Raw genomic sequence first — 18,824 nt, forward strand, 5'->3', positions numbered from 1 at the left:
TGTGGTTAGATCTCAGTGGATGCCAGCCTGATTCCCATTTCCCAAGCCTTTTGACAGTCAAGGGGAAATTGTTCAGCTTTCTGTTTTGCCTTAGCCTCTTCAGAGAACATCCCTGATTCATAGTTTTCATAATCAGAAAATTGATAAGTATCATAGCTGTATAGAGTTGTAAGCGGATTTCCAATGGTTTTGGCAATCATCATTTCATGTAAATTTAAACTTTGCTTAAGCCCAAATTGCTCGATTTGTTTTTCTGATGCGTTCATTGTATAGATAAACCCAGCTGGGATTTTCCTGGGGTACACTGTTAGTATTTCCGGATTGTAGATGCTATGGGAAAACAAGAATCGCTCTAAAAGTGCCCTCATACTGGCTGTAATGCTCATATAGTAAATCGGTGAACCAAAAATGATCCCATCAACTGTTTCTAATTTTTTCAGTATCTCTGTTAAATCATCCTTCATGGCGCATTTTCCATGCTGCCCGTCTTTTCGTTTACACGCAAAGCAGCTGATGCACCCTTTGAAATTCAAATCATTGAGATGAATCAATTCAGTTTCAGCTCCTTGGGAAGCAGCCCCTTCAAGAGCTTTGTTCAGCAAGGTTGCTGTATTCCAGGTTTTTCGCGGGCTGCCGTTAAGAGCAATAATCTTCACTATAGTTCTCTCCCTCAATGATGTTGAATTTTTAAGTACTGCTTAACTTTTAGAAACACATTTTGCACAGCTATTTTCGTTACCTTAATTCAGCTATAATTATAGTACTTGGTCAAAACTATACAAGTACGCAAATTATTTTGACTAAGTATATTATTTTTTACTAAGTATATTTTATTTACTAAAGGGGTTGGATAGATGGGAAATAACCGAAGTGATAAGCCGTTAACTACCCCTGTTCAATATTTGTTGCAAGTACTCGGCAGCAAATGGAAATTGCCCATACTATGTACCTTAAGCAAAAAAGACGTCCTGCGTTTTAATGAGTTAAAAAGAGAATTAGCCGGAATTACAAATATGTCCCTAAGTAACTGCCTGCAGGAATTAGAGCATTACAAAATAATCAAGCGTGTTCAATACCTGGAAATGCCGCCTCGGGTGGAATATTCCTTAACGGACAACGGCAAAAGTTTGCTTCCTATTTTAAAGGATCTTGATGAGTGGGTAAACAAGCAGCTGGAAATTAATTGCGAAATAGCACAGGAAACCGAACCGGGGAACTCTTAAGCATTTAGACGCCTGCATAAGAGAAGCTATTCAGGTCATGTACGTGGACAGTTTAAAGCCCTTTGCGACAGACTGGTGGGGCAGGTCATGAAATTTGACTTTACAGAGGGTAAAGCCAATATCACCAGTGCCCTGACCAAGCAGTAAAAATTTAGTTTCCTAAGCAGCCGCAGGATGAGTGAAATTCTAAAAGATGCCGACGCTTGAAATCGTCGACATCTTTTTTCTTTGGAGGAACTCAAATTTACGAGTTTTACGCAATGGACGACCGTAAGCATGTTCCGCCGACTACTCTCGATAGATTAAACTATAAAAGGGTACCCTATAGGTACTCTAAAAGCCCAAAAATCAATCTTTACTAAGCGATTCCAGTAACTTCTGAAGATAGTCGATTTGTTCTGGCGTGCAAAATGCTTAAAATGATGAGGCCCTCCTGGTGCCGCATTTCAGCATCAGGAGAGCCAAATTTATTTATTTCAATACATTACTCATCGTTTTAAGTTCTTTATCTCTTCCTCGGATATTCCTACAATTTCAGAGATTACTTGAATATCCATTCCCCTATTTAACATTTTTTGGGCTACTTCAAGTTTATTTTCTTTTTTGCCTTCTTCTTTACCTTCCTTTATTGCTTCTCTCAGTCTCAGTTCTGCTTCTCTTATCGCTGCCTTCTCATCGAGGATTGCTTTTTGCCTTGACCAGTAAATTTCCCGGATTCTTGGATCATCACTGGATTTTTCCCATTCTTCGATGGCTTGATTCAAGACAGGATCTTTCATAGCGATCTCCTCCAAGATTTTATAGATTTCTTCATTCTCTGAACCTTCCAAAAGAAATAACCACCGCACTAAGGCATCTTCCCTAGGACTAACCAGTCCCTCTCTCCACTTGACCAGGAGCTTTGGAAGTTCCATGAAATGGATTTCCAGGGCCTCGGTTAGCTCAAAGCCCTCTTCAACTTCGAAAAGTCTAAAGACACTATGGTAGCTTCTCGTCTGATTAATATATCTGAAATCCAAGATATTGATGGTAATGGTCTTTGCCAGCTCTAGATAGGCCATTCCTTCCCGCATTTGACGAGTATACATTTTGGCCCAGTAGAAAAGAGTCCGTTTGTCCATATCATGCCGGTTGGCAAGTTGAATTTCAATATTAACTTGAATTCCTTCGTCAGTCACTGCTCTGATATCCAGTACAGACTTTTTATCGTCTTTATATTCTTTGTCCAGCTCCGTATTTAATAATAAAACTGACTTAATCTGATTGTCGTATGGAAGTTTAAGCGCAGCATTTAGGAAGGCCATAAGAATTGGCTCATTACCCGGTTTGCCAAAGATAAGCTTAAATGCATAATCGATCTTCAGGTCGATTAACTGTCTCATAAAACATTCTCCCCATACTTCCCTATACACTAATCATACCATAATATGGGGAATTCGCATATTATCTGTAACCTGGCACTTCTCACTAATTTATAGCGATTATAAAAGGCTAACAAGAGATAAATAAAGCTATCTCGCGTTACTTCACTTTCTATGCTCGGATAAAGATTATTAAAGATCAATCCTTACTCATAGACTCCAGCAACTTCTGAAGACGGTCGATTTGTTCCGGTGAAAGTTTTCTTGCTGTTTCTACCAGACGACGAAGTTCCGGTTCCAGCTCCGGGCGTTCTTCAGCGAAAAATTCTGTGAGGGTGACATTGAGAGCCGAACAGATCTTTTCAATAGTAACAGCGTTGGGTGATTTCTTTCCAGATTCTATATCGCTAATCGTAGTTTGACCAATTTCTGCAATACCGGCCAAATCTTTTTGACTTAATTTATTCTTCTTTCGTAATTCCAAAAATTTAGCGCCATAATCTATTCCCATTATTTCACTCCTATCGCTAAAGCAATTATAACAAATAAAAAAGCCTGCCAATAGCTCGCTTAAGCGGTTGTAAAGTATCGCAAAGGCAATTATAATTATTGTCAAAAGGATGTGCCTTTATGAAGAACCTTAACTTTTTACGAACAAAACTAAAATTGTCTCAGGCTGAGCTTTCCAGACGATCACAGGTTTCCCAAACCTATATTTCCGAGCTGGAAGCCAACAAGAAACAGCCCACCTACCCAATACTTAAGAAACTCGCTGCCGCCCTCGGTGTTAGTATTGCCGAACTGATCGGAGAACAATACCCTGAAAAGCCGGAGGAAAACGATGTCTAGACAAGACCTCAGTGATTTTGAGATTGGCTATGAATATGTCCGTAAGCGCTATTCGTTTTTAGCCGAACATAGCTCCCATGATTTATGGAAGCTGGGAGTCGCATATATGCAGGCAAGGGGGGCTAACGCAGAGCTTTCTCGAGGTATGGGCTTCTATTTCCTGGAGTTAGGTATTAAAATCCGTCTTGTTGAGATTACATCAGATCATTAGAAAATAAGCATGCCCCAGAAACGACAACGTTGTCATTCCGGACATGCTTTGCTTCGTCGATATTTACAATCTATGGATATACCTTTAAAGTAATTAGTCATTGGTACGTTGTCTCATCGCCGATCCGGGCAGTACTCAACTAACATCACTATACACGCAAGATATTCTCTAATCTTTTATTGATTAATCCAATATCAAAGTTTCTATACCATTGGCTCTGAGCCCACTTCTGCATCGTTTTATAGTCAGCATGGTTCGGATCTGCCATGCTTTTTAAAAATTCCATGAATCCCGGAATCCCCCCCACATCTTCCGGTGGTGCGCATATTTGCATTTTTTCCCTCCTAAGTCCAAGAACTTAATTCTATATCTAATTAGACGAGATTTTATGCCTTTTTAGACGTTCGCTTCGCTATGCTGCATGGGTTATAACCTCCTGCGTACAATTTACCAAGCCTCATTCCCACAAGAGCCGCGAGCTCCTTTATTGTGGTCACTCCTCTGGCAGATAAGGCTGATAATAGAACATTACCACAGGCAATGGCATCTTCTAAGGCGTTATGATGGGCAAAATCATGGTTTAGAAATCTGCAAACCGTATCAAGTTTATAGTTATCTAAGCCACTCCACGTCTTAAGTGCCGTTTTATAAGTACATAAATAGTCTATTTCAGGATATGGGATTTCATATAAGTCCAAAACATGACGCAACACCGACATATCAAAGGAAGCGTTGTGCGCAATAACATAGGCATTATCAAAGAGAGGGCTAATCTGCCCATAAATGAAATCGAATTCCGGAGCGTCCTTGACATCTTGCGCTTTAATTCCATGGATTGAGACATTCAAAGGGTCAAAGTAACTATACCGGGGATGTGGTTTTATCAGCCAATAATTAGTATCGACAATCTGTCCTTCTTCTAGAACTGCAATTCCAACCGAGCAGGCGCTGCCAATAAATCCGTTCGCAGTTTCAAAATCTATACACACGGCTCTCATTGAACGTTCCCCCCATTTCTCTGCATTCTTTGAGCAAGCCAATCAGAAAATTGTCTTTTGCACAGTTTCTAGCACTGTTTACTCATAGGTAATTTCTGCTTTTTTCTGCTAAACCCTGCTGCAGTTATTGCTATTCTTACAAAATGTATAATTAATGACTTGGAAATAACCTTAGAAAAGTTGGCAAAACAAAAGAACTGACGTGTTGTACGCACGTCAGCCCAGCAGATTGTCTAACCAAGCGGTTAGCCCGAATTATAAGTTATAAGAAATAACCGCAATCCTAGCCAGGGGCGGTTATTTCTGCCTAATGATCATAACAATGAGTGTCACTCATATGAAATATGTTCAGTTAATAATTTTGCCCTTGTGTTTAGCTAAATTTTCGCGCCATTCGCGTCGCTCCGTAGTTGTCAGTTTCGCCCACTCTGTTTCTTCACCAATAATTCTTAAAGGTTCTTGTGAGCGATAAGAACGTGTTAAGTTACCAGGAAATTTTTTGTCAGTAACATTTGGGTCGTTTTCAAATTCACCCGTTGGTTCTATTATATAAACGCGTTCTCTTCCATCTCCATTCGCTAATGCTGATGCCAGTCCTGCGCCATTGATATTAGCAGTGAAATAAATGTGATTCATTATAAGCCCAGGTTTGTAATTTGAATTTCCACCCGCTGTCAGCAAATCACCAACCTGCAAATCTGCCTTTGTCCCATGATAAAATGGTCCTTCATCAGAAGGTGCACCTTTATATGAATTGGACAATTCATAATTTCTTTTTGCATTATATGAATCACACAACTCCTCATAACATTTGGCAATGTATAAATATAAAGTTGAGTATGCACTCTTAACATTTTCATCATTGATATTTAGTGCACACTGTAAAGATGTTTCCATCCATTTCAATTTGTCTGTAATACTCTTTTGTTGACGAGCTAAATGATAAGCTGCTATAAATCTTTCATAGTCGTCTGTTGCTTCGTGCCATGCTTTATGAAACATCATGATTGCATCTTCAATGTTTCCACCATCTTCCAAACTCATCCCACTCATACAGAGTTTAATAACGACGTTATTTGGATCAAATTTTATATTCATCTAACCACCTCCAAATTAATTGATTGTTATTATGAGTATACCAGAAATTCAACTTCTCAAAATCTTCCCCATTGGCATGCCCTTTGCGCTCCGCCTTTTGGACGATTAGGGGGTAGACTTTTGGAAAAGTAGTCGTAAATATTCTCGGTTTCACAGCATTTTCTCTCCCTGCTCTTTTTGGCCATGTTCCTTCTCGATCAGCGTCAGTGCAACCTTCAGGGCGGCGATTCGTCGTTCAAGAAGAGTTTGCTGTGACTTGCCCAGTTTCGTTGCATCTATCTTCTCGCACTTGTGGAGCGTGGACAGCAAGGCGCGATGCGCTTCGCTCAACTCTTCGGATGTAAAGTCTGGCATATTCAACCCTCCGCTTGTTTTACCCTCCACCGCACGATGTCGGTGATGAGTTCATAATCTATCGGCTTACCAAGCGGAAACTGAATCGCTCCCTTGGAAGTCTTATAACCTGCGAGCCGCTCCGCGAACTCGGATGTGGCTTCGCCGCCGGGGTACAACCCGATGTGTTTTTTGAACGCAGCAAAGTGGATGAGGTTCTCACCCTGCCAGAACGTCGGCATCTGCCAAGAGATTTTCTCTGTGGCTTCCGGTGCGGCTGCGCGGATGGTTCCGCGGATACTTTGCATCAGAGATTGCACATCTTCCGGTTGTGCGGCGATATATTCGTCAATGCTGTTCGGTTTCACGCAAAAGTGATCTTGTTCCTTGTTTTTGAACTCACGGCCGCACTTAGGGCATTTCCACATTTCACCCACGCTCCTTGTTATTGTGTCACACAAAAAATGTATCAACCGGATAATATTGATCACAGTTTTTTCCGAATCAAATAAGCTTATTCAGCAAATTTTTTGTATAAAATATATCTCCTTATTTTATCTACCTTCACTTTTTCCTAATAGGCCTGTGTGCGCACTCTTTTTCCTCAATCCATTTATCTTGTTTCGATCAGTCAAATATCTGTTATATGGAGTGATTCTGTTTCTTGTAATTTCACCAATTATCTCACCCAGCTTTTGACACTACTTGGAATTCTGTTTCCTAATAGCATTCTTATTTTTTTCTACAATCTTTATAGTATTCCACTATGATAGGAGCAAAATATATAATGCCGGACTTATGAATTTCATAGATTCATTGGCATAGGTCCATTCATCCCTCAAGCGATTCTCATCGATGAGCTCTTGAATCTCAGACAATTAGACAAGTTGGCTGCCCCTACGAAAGCGGATGAACCTAAAGGGATAAACATATAACGCAAAGTAAAATTTTGAAAGTGGCTTAGAAGGGGTGATTTACCCCTTCTATTTGTCTATAATGGTTATGGGTGATTTTGATGAAATCTTTTTTTAGGACGATGGCTTTAGGTGCGATATTCATTTATTTGTATGTTTTTCTTGCTCAATACTTTACTTTACTAATGAATAAATACAATCCATACATAGTTATTATCCTTTTTATAGTTACTTTTGGAATAGCACTAAGAATTGTTATTATAATTATTAGGGCACTCGGAAGGTGATATGATTTGGACAAAGAGGATGAGAAGCCGTCAAACGAGGAGGACGAGAACATGAACGGTGCTGTAAAAGACCAGGAATATAGAAAAACGTCACTATCACCACAAAAACTAATGGAAATCTCTGTTTGCCCAGTAACAATTAAAGATGGAAAATTTCTGTTCGATAGAAAGAATGAAGACCACAGGTATATTGTAAACGAGGGAGAATAAGAGGTTGAGTAAAATCGAACATATTCACAGTAAGACCCCCTGCACTGGGGGTCTTTTCTTATTCCCTCCGTTCCCAATGACCCATTATTAAATTTTGAAACGTCCAACGACAAGCTTAAGATCACTCGAAAGATCATTCAATGCACTCATATTCGCACTTACCTCTTCGAAAGAAGCTGTCTGTTCTTGTACCGCAGCCGCAACGTTTTGGGTGTTGCTGGAGTTATTCGTCACAACTTCGGAAATCTTACTCGCCGAATTTGCAATTGTTCCGAATTGTTTTTTTACTGCCAAATTAATGGACTCAATTTCTTTGGCATCTGTATAAGTAGTTTCAGCTTTGCTAACTATTTCACTTAATTTACTCATCACAACATCCATGCTTTGAGACTGACTTTCAATACTCTCAGCCATTTGTGCCATGTTATCTCTTACCATGACTGTTTGTCCGGTGATATTGGTTATAATTTCGGATATTTGAACTGTAGCTTGACTTGTACCCTCTGCTAGTTTTCTTATTTCTCCTGCAACTACAGCGAATCCTCTTCCGGACTCACCAGCACGAGCCGCCTCTATTGCGGCATTCAACGCCAGTAAATTAGTTTGACTAGATATGTTATTGATTATCTCTAAAATACCTTTAATATCATTGGAATAGCCTTCAAGCCTTTTTACTGATGTATTTGCATCTGCTAAGCTCGAAACAACTTTCGTTAAGTCTCTTGATTGAAGCTCCAGAAGTTGATTTCCTTCTCCCGCAGAAGATTTAGAACTTGCCGATCCCTGCAGCAGTTTCTCAGCCTTATAAAGCACCTTTCCCACATCATCATTCATCTGTTCCACCAAAGCATTGAGACTGCCTATCATTTCAGTTTGCTCTACGCTGCCGTTAGAAACTTCCATTACGGCATTGGCAATCATTTCTGTGGACTTTGACAGTTCATAGCTAGTACCGGAAATACCCTGCATCGAGTTACTAAGCACATCGGAGGACTTTGATATCTTAATGACTATCTCCCTAATGCTAGCTAAGAAGTTGTTGAAATGCAGGATCAATTCACCAAGTTCATCCTGTCTTACAATTTTGATCATCGTCGTTAAATCACCGTCTCCGGAAGAAATACCTTTCATTTCCATGGATAGACGTTCAATTGGACGTATTACTTGTGCCCTAACCATAAGCACACCGAATATTCCGAAGAATACCGTGATTAAGAGCATAATATTGCTAAAAACTTTTGCATTGGTTACTTTACTCTGGGATAGGGTCGAATATGCACCAACAAGTTGGTCAACTTCAGCGACAAAGCTATCCACTGAATCCTCAATACTACTTAGTCCTTGTTTATTTCCATCCCTGGCTATCACTTCATAGGCTGTTTTGTATTGATTACTCCATTTGCCTTCAATGGCTTGCAATTTCTCCAGCATTTCTGGCTGGTCTAGTTTCTTTAGTCCAAGAGCTTCATCCCCATTGATCAATGACTTAATCAAGTTATCAAAGAACGCAACCCTTTCCAGTAACTCTTTACTCTCTGTTTGTTGATCAACCCCACCAATAATAATTCGTTCTGAAAGGAATGCCATTCTGTAGCTATTTGCTCTCAATTTTCCGGCGCTGTTTATAAAGACAGCATCACTGTCTAATGATTTGTAGGTGATTAAATTCAATCCAACGGTTGCAATTGATAGAAAAACCATAATAGAAAACACTAATAACAGTTTAGTCTTGAGTTTCAATTTTATCATCCCTTCACATCATCCTGCATTATCATCCATTGTTTTTTACGGCTAATGTAAAACCTCCAAACGACTCATAGTTAATCGAAGGAAAACGCGCCATTATGTACTACATTCAGAGCAGCCTTAACCACAATTGCCTCCAAATTCAACGGTATCTACTACTTTATCAGCAAGCTAAAACTTGATTTTATTGTAAACCAACATACTCATTTCTTGTTTTCCTTCCTATATAAAATTATTTCTCTGGTGATAAGTTAAGTTCTCAACTTTCGCAGAGCGAAAGTTGAGTAGAACCTTGGTATTAAAGGGAAAAGTTCTCCATCAATATGCTCATTGACAATAGAAAACACCTCATTTCTTTGGTATAGTGAATTTGTCCAGAACCCACTACCAAATAGAAAGAAAGGTGTCTTCTATATGATAATGATAGCTCAAAAGGAACAGAAAAATCAACTACCTAAAGAAATTCAACCCGCATTTAAAGAATTAAAAGTTCTACAACATCTAAGAAACGCTGGTTTTAAAAAACGATTTGGCTTCAGTTGTACCTACCTCTTTCAAATCATCTTCGTTTTGATTTTCCACCACAAAAACTGGTTTCGTCTTCTTGAAACTGAGCGAGGTGAGCTATTCCCTGGCAAGGATGCCGTTTATCGTTTTTTAAACCATCCAGGATACGCCTGGCGTCGTTTCCTAACTGCTTTAAGTGCGGAAACGGCTAAAAAAGTTTCTTCTTTAACCTCCAATCATCGCGTAACCGCTTTTATTGTGGATGATTCTATGTACGAGAGAAATCGGAGTAAAGCTGTCGAGCTTCTCGCTAGGTTTTGGGATCATGCGAAGCGTAGTCACTATCTAGGTTTTCGCATGCTTACGTTGGGGTGGTCTGATGGACATACGTTCCTTCCAGTGGATTTTTCCTTGCTTAGCTCGAATAAATCACAGATCAATGGGATTTCCGAGAAAATTGACAAACGTACGTCGGGTTATAAACGGCGTTCTGAAGCGTTAAGACATGCCCCTGAATTAATTCCGTTGATGATTGATCGTGCTTTAGCAGCTGGAATGACGGCTTCTTATGTTTTAATGGATAGCTGGTTTACCTATGCTCCCTTGATTGGCGCAATTACTCAGCGTGGCTTGGATGTCATCGGTATGGTTAAATCCACGAATCAGCGTTACTTAGTGAAGGGAAAGAAGCTATCTCTTAAAGAACTTTATAGTGCCGCAACGCCAGTTCATGGGAAAGCCAAAGGAATTCTCCGTTCTATCCGCACTCAGATGGTACCAGGGATACCTATGATTGTAGTATTTGTCCGTCATCGAACCAATAAGAATGAATGGTTAGCGATCCTATGTACCGATCTCACTTTAACGGAAGAGGAAATCATTCGGATTTACAGTATGAGATGGGATATAGAAACCTTTTTCAAATGCACAAAATCGTTACTTAAGCTACAAAAGGAATTTCAGGGTCGTTCCTATGACCTGTTAATTGGTCATACAACCATCGTTTATTCTCGATATATTCTTCTCGCTTGGCAGCATCGACAAAATACCGATGACCGGACGCTGGGAGGCCTATTTTCGCTACTATGTGATGAGGTTAGCGAACTGGATTGGGCGGTTGCACTTCAACAGTTATTGGATATTCTTAATGATGTTTCAGAGAAAGCTGGAAAGAAATTATCTAAGTTAATTAAAAGTCAACTCCAACAATGGATCATGGCTCTGCCCGCCTATATCAGGGTTTATCTTACTGATTGGAGCTGCGAAAGTTGAGTTAAGTTTAGATCAAAATTAAAAGATTTATCGTGATAGTTGTGATATTTTTACTGTGATATAAGTCACAATCATCTAATAACTCATGGATAAAAATTCGGATGATGCATATTTTATATAGAATGTTTTAATCTTAATAGTCCCAGATTGGTCTGGGATTTTACATTTTACATCGGTGATCTTAGCAAAGCAAAGTACTCCGGGCCTAGTCAAATAGCTCGGAGTACTTTGTTTTGCTCTCCAATATTCATTTGCACAAAAACTTTTCCGTTTAGACTATCCGCAATCCCGATTCCGATATAACAGTTGCTGGCATTCAGTATCGCGACTCAATCTTTTTAATCCGCCGATAAAGCCATTTCTCATACTTATTTAATTAAACTTAATATGCCGATAATAGAAACTCTTCTTAGCGGCCTCGTATTCCTCTGTATCGAAACTGCCCTTATCCAGTTCTATCCCCACAATATTCATAATCGTACCCCTAAGCATTTTGAGATCATTTGTGACAATATCAAATACCATAAAAGTATCAATATTAATATAGTCATGAACTACCCGATTCCTGAAGCTTTTTATCAACGGCCAATCTACATCCGAATATATCTTTTTAAGCTCTTTGCTGATTTTTCCAACATTCTCACCGATGTTCGTCAAAAGATTTAGAGTGGCGTTGAAATTCATCTGCTCGTTCTTTTCCAAGAAGTCTTCAGCATCGGCACAATCTGCGGAATACAGTATGATTTTCTCGATGCACTCAAGTATGTTTAGCAGATACATGAGGTCGTTCTTAATGCTCGGTAACATAGATAATCTCCTTTTTTGCTCTATTCAGCACTATGGGATTGGCATACTTTTCAATTACAATATCTATGCGCTTATTTGTAAGTTTTTGGAGCTCATCTCTAAAGACTGACAGTGATCGGTAATCAACATTGTCCTCAATGAGGATGTCTATGTCATTAGACATTTCTCCTCTTGCCGTAGAACCGAATACTCCCAATTTGCTCAATTTGAATTTCTTAAATAGATTATTTCGAAGCATAATACTTTCTAATTCAGATATCTGATGATTTTGCCCAGGCATTCAGATCACATCCTCATGTCATTATCTAAGACTTTTTGTTTAATATCTTTGGCTAATTAAAAACTTAACTATTAACTTGGCAATTTCCGTCTCCAATTATTGGTATTCTCAGCATAGCATGCTGAAATTGTCCCGTCAATGTGCTTTTCTTGGTTTTAATCATCACATCAATATACAGCCCCGGCGGTGAATTGGAGGGAGGCGGACTGTTTTGTTTTTCATTCCATTGCCTAACCAAGCGGTTAGCCCGAATTATTAGTTATAAGAACTAACCGCAATCTAGCCAGGGTCGGTATTTGTGCCTGATGATCAAAATCCTCTAATTCCCCTTAGTAGGCCGTGTTGTTCTGAAGGAATTCCCGCTTTGTTAAAGACCTGAATCATAAATTCAGCAACTAGCTTATATTTTGAGGAATACTTAAATGCTTCAACGGTTCTTCTTCATTTTTGTTCTTTTGCTGAATACTTTTCTATCGCTTCTTCAACATACTGATTCAATGATTTGCCCTCTATCAATGCCCTTTGTGCTGCTTGTTTATGAAGCTCAGGGGTTATTCTTACATTAAAGCTACCTTTATACATCTTTTCAGGTTCTTTACCGTTCAAATTGCACAGTTCAAGATAATCCTCAACCGCTTCTTCAAATGCTGACTTTAGTTCACTGACACTACTGCCTTCAGCAATCTGCCTATAAGTTTATCTCTTTTGCTCATCGTGCACGGTCAAAATATGCAACTAAATATTAGTTGCATATTTTGACCGTTGATAACTTAGCAAGCTGCACCTCCCGTTAGCATCGTGGATGAAGCATATTTTAATAGAATGATCAGTTAATAATCTCGGCAAGCAGGCTATGGGTACCGCCGCTTTCGTATCCTGCACCTTGAGACATGTTGAATATGACAGACAGTTGTCATATTTTCGAGATATAATAATCTAAGGTGATAAGCTGCAAATGACAGATTGTTAATAATCATAGTGAAAGGGATAATATATGGATTTCATACCGGCGAAGACAATTATATCAGGTTACAGTGGAGACAATAAATGGTTTGGAAACAACTATAATATGAACATTTATAAAGGGTGTAGTCATGGCTGTATCTATTGTGACAGCAGAAGTGAATGCTACCATGTCGAAAACTTTGATAAGGTTAGAGCTAAAGAAAATGCTCTGACCTTAATTCACCGTGATCTTAAGTCAAAACGTAAAACAGGAGTAATCGGTACAGGTGCCATGAGTGATCCATACAACCCTATAGAAAAGGAGTATAAACTTACCAGAGGTGCCTTAAAACTAATTAACTCCTTCGGTTTTGGAATTTCGATTGCTACAAAAAGTAATTTGGTTACTAGGGATATTGATATCTTAAATAAGATACGCCAGCATTCCCCAACTCTCATCAAGCTGACCATTACCACCTGTGATGACGTGCTTTGCAAAAAGATTGAGCCTAATGTGGCGGTTTCCTCGCAGCGTTTTTCTGCGCTTAAACAATTAGCTGAGAACAATATTTTTGCGGGGATACTGCTTATGCCTGTCTTGCCATTTATTGAGGATAACGCAGAGAACATTAGCGGTATTATTCGTCTCGCCTCTGAGAATGGCGCTAAATTCATCTACCCAGCTTTTGGTGTAACACTAAGACAAAATCAAAGAGATTGGTATTATCGAAAACTTGATGAACTTTTTCCGCATCTTAAAGAGAAATATGCTCGTCAATATGGTAATTCCTACGAGTGTCACTCCCCAAGCTCCAACGAGCTCTGGCAGTTGATGAAGAGTGAGTGTGAAAGGCTTGGCATTCTTTACAAAATGGACGACATTATTCGGGCATACAAAAAAGGCTATTGCATTGATCAGCTTAGGTTGTTTTAGCAATCGTAAAGATCCTCTAAGTAGTCGTTTTAGAACTCCCATGTAATTCTGCGCTAGGGATATGGATTGAGCCTCCTTTACGCTTCTTCTCCCTTTTCTCAAGTTCTGCCATTCACTCTAATTTGACACAAGAGAACCATCCCCATGTGCCAATTTGTGCCAATTCTAATAAGTTTGCGGGAACAGACCCGGTGAAAGCTTGCCTAACCCTTGAAATATCCAGGCATCTCCGGAATCTGCCCTTGAAAAGTAACCCTGGAGCTTTTCAGTTGATCCATCATTGAGCGTCACGATCATTTTCACTCTTGCTTCTTTGGCATCCGGGTTAACCGCCCTATGGGGTTCACTCATAGACCAGAGCTCTATTTCTCCAAGTTCAATTTTAATCGATTGAGTACCTATTTTATTCAGCAGTGCCGCTGTTCGGACAGCATAATCGTCCTGGATTCCTTTTTGTCTAAAGTGAGCCTCCGCTTGGCCGGTTTTGAGTTGAGTATCAATAAATTTTGTACATGACCTGTAGACATCCTTCCTCGTCTGACTATCCGGCCAAGTTGAAAGCCCGGTCACATACCACTTTCCATCAATTTCTACCAACTCATGAGGTCCTCTGAAATACTTACCGTCCAGGATAACCGCTGCCCTGTTGGGGGCTTTCATTTTAAGGCGATGATTATTCCAACTACACGGAAAACAGGTCTTTGAAAGAACTTCATAATTACCCTCCTCAGAATTCCGGCTTCACCTAACATCTGATAAAACCCGAAATTTGGCTCATCTATCTTTTTTCGCCAAGCTGCACTTATTTCCTCTCATTTGCCGCCCACAATAGTTGTTTCTTCACATTAAAATCTGATTGGCCCCCTGTTTACTCAAGCTATTTTTGTCACCTTCTAGCTGGATGAAAATGGGCATACTATATTGAACAACAGTTTGGAAGGTGATAAGATATGGACAAAGAAAACTCTGAACTCGGTAAGGAGGAGGAAGAAAACATGGCAATTTCAACTGCTAATAAATCACAAGTTAAACTTCCGCCTATGGATAGAATGAGACAAATGGCTCAAGAAGCTATGCAAAAAAAAGGACTTACTGAAAGAGATATTAGAAAACTGATAGGAATAAAGAGGTATTCATAATATTGAAATAGAAGGATTAAAAATTCTGTCTGATGATGATTTTGTATCTGTATATGAAGGATTAGTAAAATAATCAGGGTTTTGAAAGGAAAGACCTTTACCAAGGGGTCTTTCCTTTCAAATTTCTGCCCATAAATGAAATGAAGTTATAAGAAATAACCGCGATCCTGGGGAGGGGCGGTTATTTCTTTTTCATGATCATAACAACGAGTGTCGCAAATGCTTAATAGCGCATCCATTTCCACATCTCGGCTGCACTGGCTGATTTTCCATACATTAGCATCCCCACTCGAAATAATTTTGCGGCAGCTTTAATCACCAATAATGTGGTCACTAATAAGATGATTGCCGCAACAACAAGTTCCCAGGTAGGAACCTCCGCTAAACCAAGTCGCAGTATAGTAATGGTCGGACTGGTTAAAGGGAAAAATGTACCTATTTGAGCCGCTAGACCATTAGGGTTCGAAATCACCGGTCCAACAAATATAAATCCTAGCATGGGTAACATAAAGACCATGCCTTGGGTATTGCTGGCACTTTGCATATCCGTCATAGTTGAACCAATCCCCACAAAAAGCGCAGCAAATAGCAGATAACCCGTCAAGGCAAAGAATATCAAGATTGGTAATTGACCCAGAGAAATCATAGCCCAGACGGGTATATCCATAAAGTACCAAGCTGCCGGCAATCCAATAGAAAGCCAAAGCACCAGTTGGGAAATTCCCAAGAGAAAGTGACCGATAATCTTACCTTGCATTAAGTTATCCGAGCTTACCGAGGAAAGGATGATCTCTGCCATTCGATCTTGTTTTTCTTGTAAGGCACTTTGCAAAAGCATGGCACCTGAGGTGAAAATCAAAAACAGGACGATTCCTGCTAGGGCTATTGATACACCAATGCGGTTGGATTGATCTCCGTTGCTCTCACCACCAATTTGCACTGATGACAGAAGGGCCGGTGAGGTTAAGTAGGCGACCTGCTCTTGTTTTATTCCTATTTCTTGAACCCTTAGTCCTTGTAATAAATTACTTAATAAGCCTTGTAATTCCTTAAACACGACTTTTTTTTCAGCAGTGTGAACTTGGACTTGGCCTGTTTTTAGAAAGGCTTGGTTCAAGATAAAATATCCCGTGGCTTCTTCTTCCAGGACTAATTCTTCTAATTCTGCTTGCTCCCCCTGATACTGCACAAACTTAAGATTTGTATCCGTTGCAGCTTCCACTAATTGCCCGAACTCAGAGATTTCATCAATGACATAAAAGACTTCCTGTTGAGGTTTATCTAACTTAGAGATCAATTGGGGCACGCCGGCAAAGAGAAGCATAATGATAGGGGTCAGTAATAGGCCAATCAAGAATTGCTTGTTCGTAAAATTTCTTGTAAATTCCCATTTAGCGATTTTCCAAGTTAATTTCATCCGAGGACCCTCCTTTGGCAATTCTTACGAAGATATCATGTAAGGATATCCTAGCCACAGAGAGTTCATCGATGGGTGCTTCCGGTGGTATAGTGGCCAAAAATTGGGCCGGTGCAGTATTGTCCTTTAATACTAAGGACCACTTCTTTCCCAGCCTCTGAAAACTCTGAACCAGGGGGGATTGGGTTAATTCGGGAATCTCCTGTTCGGCAATTATGTTTACCTGATAACTGCCATACTGGGCCTTGATATCCTGAAGAGGGCCATATAATACCTTTTCCCCTTTGTTAATGATAAATATTCGATTACAGATTTCTTCGACTAAATTCATTTGATGACTAGATATCAAGATGGCCATGCCCTGATCCGCCAACTGACGAATTTCCTGTTTGAAAATATCCTGACTTACTGGATCTAAGCCAGAAAAGGGCTCATCTAAGACAACCAGAGCAGGTTGGTGCAGTACGGAGGCGATAAACTGAACCTTTTGAGCCATGCCCTTGGAAAGCTGTTGAACTTTAGAGTTTGCTTTGTCTGCCAATTGAAATTTTTCTAACCATTCCATGATTCTCTTTCTGGCTATGACTTTATCTAAACCTTTTAGTCCAGATAAAAACAGTAAAATCTCCATTACCTTGGCTTCTTTATAAAGACCCCTTTCCTCAGGTAGATATCCAACACTGGCTTGAGGAATTCGGTTTCTGCTCTCTCCATTTAAGAAGAAATGTAGTTCCCCTTGATCAGGAGCAGTAATGCCCATGATCATTCTAATGGTAGTCGTCTTGCCGGCCCCATTAGGACCCATAATACCCATGATTTCCCCCGCTTTAACTGCAAAGGAAATATCGTTGATCACTTTTACCCCATTATAGGTTTTGTTGATGTTTTTGACGTCTAAAGTGTTGTTCATTGATGCACTCCTAGCTTAGTTAGTTCTTGGGCACCTACGCGACTTACAAAGCGCTTAATCCTTTCCACTCCTATGGCAAATTCCATGAGGGCATGACGTTGTTTGCGTTTGACATTAAGAACTTTGTTTAGTTATACCCTATGAGTCATCATTCCATGACTTATCAGTGCTTGTCTAACTCCTAATTAGATATGAATTCATCCCTCAAGGGATTCTGGCCTCAGAGACAACATTTGTCATATATTTTCGTTTTCGCCGAACTTCACGCATTTCCTTCCACCAATCACCAAATATTTCAAAAGCTATGCAAAGGGCACCAATCAGTTTAAAACTCTGATTGGTGCCCTTTCAAGCTGTTTACTTTTTTACAAACATTTGTACAAAAACTTTTCCCTTTGGACTATCTGCAATTCCGATTCCGATATAGCTGTAGCTGGCATTAAGCATATTTTTCCGATGGCCTTCTGAAGCCATTAAGGCCGCATGGGCATTTTCAACGGAAGAGTTCAGGGCGATGTTTTCAGCAGCTCCGTGGAAGGTAACACCTAATTTACTCAACATATCGAAAGGAGATCCGTAGGTTGGAGATGTATGAGAAAAATAGTTATTTTTGACCATATCCTCAGACTTTATTTGAGCAATTTCCATCACCTTTATATCTGTGCTTAATGGTGCTGCTCCTATTTTAGATCGTTCAGCATTGATTAAATCTAACATTTTTTGCTTTTGAGCATTGATCTGGGGGGTTGGTTCAGGAGTCAGTACAGGGTTGGGTGCTGGAGCTGGAGTCGGAGTCGGTTTAGGGACAGGTTTAGGTGTTGGTGACTGAGGGGCTGGTGAAGCGACGGGCTGCTGTATCTTCTCCGGATTTGTTTGTTCTAAAGACTTTACATCCTTTTCCTCTTTAGTTTGTTGTTCATTTGCTTGAGTTGCTTCTGTCATTTGATTGGTACTGGGAGTCGTTTCCGTTTCATATGGCCAGCTATTGATACCGCCAAAATCATAGACATTGGTATAATTCATATTGGCGAGTGCCTGAGCGGCAATAGCGCTTCGATTTCCGCTTCGACAATAAACGAATATGGTTGCATCCTTGTCTTTAAGCTTTTCCGTTGCCTGTGTTTCGATAGTCTCAACGGGGATTAACAAACTTCCGGGGATATGCTTCTCTGCGTATTCGGCTTCAGACCTTACATCCAGCAGAATGATACCATTTTCATTGTCTAAACGTTTCTTGGCAGTTTCACTGGTAATAGTTTGATAGGCAGGATTCTTGTCAGATTCAGATTGTACTGGTGAACACCCTGCCAAGCTTAGGAAACTTACAAAAACTAAAACGGTGAATATCTGGATGATTTTTTTCAAGTTAGTTTTCTCCTCAAT

The 18,824-nt window shown here is 39.9% G+C and carries 24 protein-coding genes; 7 read left to right on the top strand and 17 right to left on the bottom strand.

What is annotated here, in order from left to right; genetic code table 11:
- Nucleotides 1-5 precede the first annotated feature (5 nt).
- Nucleotides 6-656, bottom strand: coding sequence for a flavodoxin family protein (locus LJE72_RS04085; protein WP_229246352.1), 651 nt, complete (start codon nucleotides 654-656; stop codon nucleotides 6-8).
- A gap of 198 nt (nucleotides 657-854) precedes the next feature.
- Between LJE72_RS04085 and LJE72_RS04090 the strand changes: the two genes are divergently transcribed.
- Nucleotides 855-1,223 (top strand): winged helix-turn-helix transcriptional regulator, encoded by a 369-nt coding sequence (locus LJE72_RS04090; RefSeq protein ID WP_229246353.1) that lies wholly within the window; start codon nucleotides 855-857, stop codon nucleotides 1,221-1,223.
- Between the two features lie 488 nt (nucleotides 1,224-1,711).
- Here the strand turns inward: LJE72_RS04090 and LJE72_RS04095 are convergent, their stop codons facing one another.
- Nucleotides 1,712-2,605: an Rpn family recombination-promoting nuclease/putative transposase gene (locus LJE72_RS04095; RefSeq protein WP_229246354.1), complete on the bottom strand. Its 894-nt coding sequence runs from the start codon at nucleotides 2,603-2,605 to the stop codon at nucleotides 1,712-1,714.
- Between the two features lie 178 nt (nucleotides 2,606-2,783).
- On the bottom strand, nucleotides 2,784-3,095 hold the full coding sequence (locus LJE72_RS04100; RefSeq protein WP_229246355.1) for a helix-turn-helix domain-containing protein: 312 nt from the start codon (nucleotides 3,093-3,095) through the stop codon (nucleotides 2,784-2,786).
- Between the two features lie 119 nt (nucleotides 3,096-3,214).
- Here LJE72_RS04100 and LJE72_RS04105 point away from each other — a divergent pair, with 119 nt between their 5' ends.
- Both LJE72_RS04105 and LJE72_RS04110 read left to right on the top strand, forming a co-directional pair.
- The gene (locus tag LJE72_RS04105; RefSeq protein ID WP_229246356.1) at nucleotides 3,215-3,433 is read left to right on the top strand and encodes a helix-turn-helix domain-containing protein; all 219 of its coding nucleotides are present in this window, start codon (nucleotides 3,215-3,217) and stop codon (nucleotides 3,431-3,433) included.
- Nucleotides 3,426-3,644: a hypothetical protein gene (locus LJE72_RS04110; protein WP_229246357.1), complete on the top strand. Its 219-nt coding sequence runs from the start codon at nucleotides 3,426-3,428 to the stop codon at nucleotides 3,642-3,644. The genes LJE72_RS04105 and LJE72_RS04110 overlap by 8 nt, the downstream gene beginning before the upstream one ends.
- A gap of 148 nt (nucleotides 3,645-3,792) precedes the next feature.
- Here the strand turns inward: LJE72_RS04110 and LJE72_RS04115 are convergent, their stop codons facing one another.
- From LJE72_RS04115 to LJE72_RS04140, 6 genes are all read right to left on the bottom strand, one after another.
- On the bottom strand, nucleotides 3,793-3,978 hold the full coding sequence (locus tag LJE72_RS04115) for a plasmid pRiA4b ORF-3 family protein (protein ID WP_229246358.1): 186 nt from the start codon (nucleotides 3,976-3,978) through the stop codon (nucleotides 3,793-3,795).
- A 52-nt stretch (nucleotides 3,979-4,030) separates the two neighbouring features.
- Nucleotides 4,031-4,642, bottom strand: a complete 612-nt coding sequence (locus tag LJE72_RS04120; RefSeq protein ID WP_229246359.1) for a 3'-5' exonuclease — start codon at nucleotides 4,640-4,642, stop codon at nucleotides 4,031-4,033.
- A gap of 348 nt (nucleotides 4,643-4,990) precedes the next feature.
- Nucleotides 4,991-5,404 carry an NAD(+)--rifampin ADP-ribosyltransferase gene (arr, locus tag LJE72_RS26685; RefSeq protein WP_396390395.1) on the bottom strand — a complete coding sequence of 138 codons (414 nt, stop codon included), beginning with the start codon at nucleotides 5,402-5,404 and terminating at the stop codon, nucleotides 4,991-4,993.
- 319 nt (nucleotides 5,405-5,723) lie between these two features.
- Nucleotides 5,724-5,894, bottom strand: coding sequence for a DUF2200 family protein (locus LJE72_RS26005; RefSeq protein WP_229246361.1), 171 nt, complete (start codon nucleotides 5,892-5,894; stop codon nucleotides 5,724-5,726).
- Nucleotides 5,891-6,094 carry a hypothetical protein gene (locus LJE72_RS04135; protein ID WP_229246362.1) on the bottom strand — a complete coding sequence of 68 codons (204 nt, stop codon included), beginning with the start codon at nucleotides 6,092-6,094 and terminating at the stop codon, nucleotides 5,891-5,893. The genes LJE72_RS26005 and LJE72_RS04135 overlap by 4 nt, the downstream gene beginning before the upstream one ends.
- 2 nt (nucleotides 6,095-6,096) lie before the next feature.
- The gene (locus tag LJE72_RS04140; protein ID WP_014904195.1) at nucleotides 6,097-6,501 is read right to left on the bottom strand and encodes an iron chaperone; all 405 of its coding nucleotides are present in this window, start codon (nucleotides 6,499-6,501) and stop codon (nucleotides 6,097-6,099) included.
- A 779-nt stretch (nucleotides 6,502-7,280) separates the two neighbouring features.
- Here LJE72_RS04140 and LJE72_RS04145 point away from each other — a divergent pair.
- Complete coding sequence (locus LJE72_RS04145; RefSeq protein ID WP_229246363.1) at nucleotides 7,281-7,484, top strand: hypothetical protein; 204 nt, start codon at nucleotides 7,281-7,283, stop codon at nucleotides 7,482-7,484.
- A gap of 87 nt (nucleotides 7,485-7,571) precedes the next feature.
- On the opposite strand, the gene LJE72_RS04150 is transcribed toward LJE72_RS04145, so the two are convergent.
- Nucleotides 7,572-9,233 (bottom strand): methyl-accepting chemotaxis protein, encoded by a 1,662-nt coding sequence (locus LJE72_RS04150; RefSeq protein ID WP_229246364.1) that lies wholly within the window; start codon nucleotides 9,231-9,233, stop codon nucleotides 7,572-7,574.
- Between the two features lie 417 nt (nucleotides 9,234-9,650).
- Here LJE72_RS04150 and LJE72_RS04155 point away from each other — a divergent pair, with 417 nt between their 5' ends.
- Nucleotides 9,651-11,009 carry an IS4 family transposase gene (locus tag LJE72_RS04155; RefSeq protein WP_396390397.1) on the top strand — a complete coding sequence of 453 codons (1,359 nt, stop codon included), beginning with the start codon at nucleotides 9,651-9,653 and terminating at the stop codon, nucleotides 11,007-11,009.
- A 372-nt stretch (nucleotides 11,010-11,381) separates the two neighbouring features.
- On the opposite strand, the gene LJE72_RS04160 is transcribed toward LJE72_RS04155, so the two are convergent.
- The 3 genes from LJE72_RS04160 to LJE72_RS04170 all read right to left on the bottom strand — a co-directional run bounded on the left by LJE72_RS04160 (nucleotide 11,382) and on the right by LJE72_RS04170 (nucleotide 12,780).
- On the bottom strand, nucleotides 11,382-11,816 hold the full coding sequence (locus LJE72_RS04160; RefSeq protein ID WP_229246366.1) for a HepT-like ribonuclease domain-containing protein: 435 nt from the start codon (nucleotides 11,814-11,816) through the stop codon (nucleotides 11,382-11,384).
- Entirely contained in the window at nucleotides 11,800-12,096 is a 297-nt protein-coding gene (locus LJE72_RS04165; protein ID WP_229246367.1) for a nucleotidyltransferase family protein, read from the bottom strand. Before LJE72_RS04165 ends, LJE72_RS04160 begins: the two co-directional genes overlap by 17 nt.
- Before the next feature lie 441 nt (nucleotides 12,097-12,537).
- Nucleotides 12,538-12,780: a type II toxin-antitoxin system HicB family antitoxin gene (locus tag LJE72_RS04170; RefSeq protein WP_312038892.1), complete on the bottom strand. Its 243-nt coding sequence runs from the start codon at nucleotides 12,778-12,780 to the stop codon at nucleotides 12,538-12,540.
- Nucleotides 12,781-13,090: 310 nt separating this feature from the next.
- On the opposite strand from LJE72_RS04170, the gene LJE72_RS04175 reads away from it, so the two are divergent.
- Entirely contained in the window at nucleotides 13,091-13,975 is an 885-nt protein-coding gene (locus LJE72_RS04175; RefSeq protein WP_229246369.1) for an SPL family radical SAM protein, read from the top strand.
- 165 nt (nucleotides 13,976-14,140) lie between these two features.
- Here the strand turns inward: LJE72_RS04175 and LJE72_RS04180 are convergent, their stop codons facing one another.
- Complete coding sequence (locus tag LJE72_RS04180; RefSeq protein WP_229246370.1) at nucleotides 14,141-14,635, bottom strand: hypothetical protein; 495 nt, start codon at nucleotides 14,633-14,635, stop codon at nucleotides 14,141-14,143.
- Between the two features lie 290 nt (nucleotides 14,636-14,925).
- On the opposite strand from LJE72_RS04180, the gene LJE72_RS04185 reads away from it, so the two are divergent.
- Nucleotides 14,926-15,114, top strand: coding sequence for a hypothetical protein (locus LJE72_RS04185; protein ID WP_229246371.1), 189 nt, complete (start codon nucleotides 14,926-14,928; stop codon nucleotides 15,112-15,114).
- A gap of 223 nt (nucleotides 15,115-15,337) precedes the next feature.
- Here the strand turns inward: LJE72_RS04185 and LJE72_RS04190 are convergent, their stop codons facing one another.
- The 3 genes from LJE72_RS04190 to LJE72_RS26150 form a co-directional block, all read right to left on the bottom strand.
- Nucleotides 15,338-16,531 (bottom strand): ABC transporter permease, encoded by a 1,194-nt coding sequence (locus LJE72_RS04190; RefSeq protein ID WP_229246372.1) that lies wholly within the window; start codon nucleotides 16,529-16,531, stop codon nucleotides 15,338-15,340.
- On the bottom strand, nucleotides 16,506-17,441 hold the full coding sequence (locus tag LJE72_RS04195; protein WP_229246373.1) for an ABC transporter ATP-binding protein: 936 nt from the start codon (nucleotides 17,439-17,441) through the stop codon (nucleotides 16,506-16,508). Before LJE72_RS04195 ends, LJE72_RS04190 begins: the two co-directional genes overlap by 26 nt.
- Before the next feature lie 357 nt (nucleotides 17,442-17,798).
- Nucleotides 17,799-18,806 (bottom strand): rhodanese-like domain-containing protein, encoded by a 1,008-nt coding sequence (locus LJE72_RS26150; RefSeq protein ID WP_282437827.1) that lies wholly within the window; start codon nucleotides 18,804-18,806, stop codon nucleotides 17,799-17,801.
- Nucleotides 18,807-18,824: the final 18 nt, after the last annotated feature.

The sequence above is a fragment of the Desulfosporosinus shakirovi genome (assembly GCF_020595055.1).
Classification (GTDB): Bacteria; Bacillota; Desulfitobacteriia; order Desulfitobacteriales; family Desulfitobacteriaceae; genus Desulfosporosinus; species Desulfosporosinus shakirovi.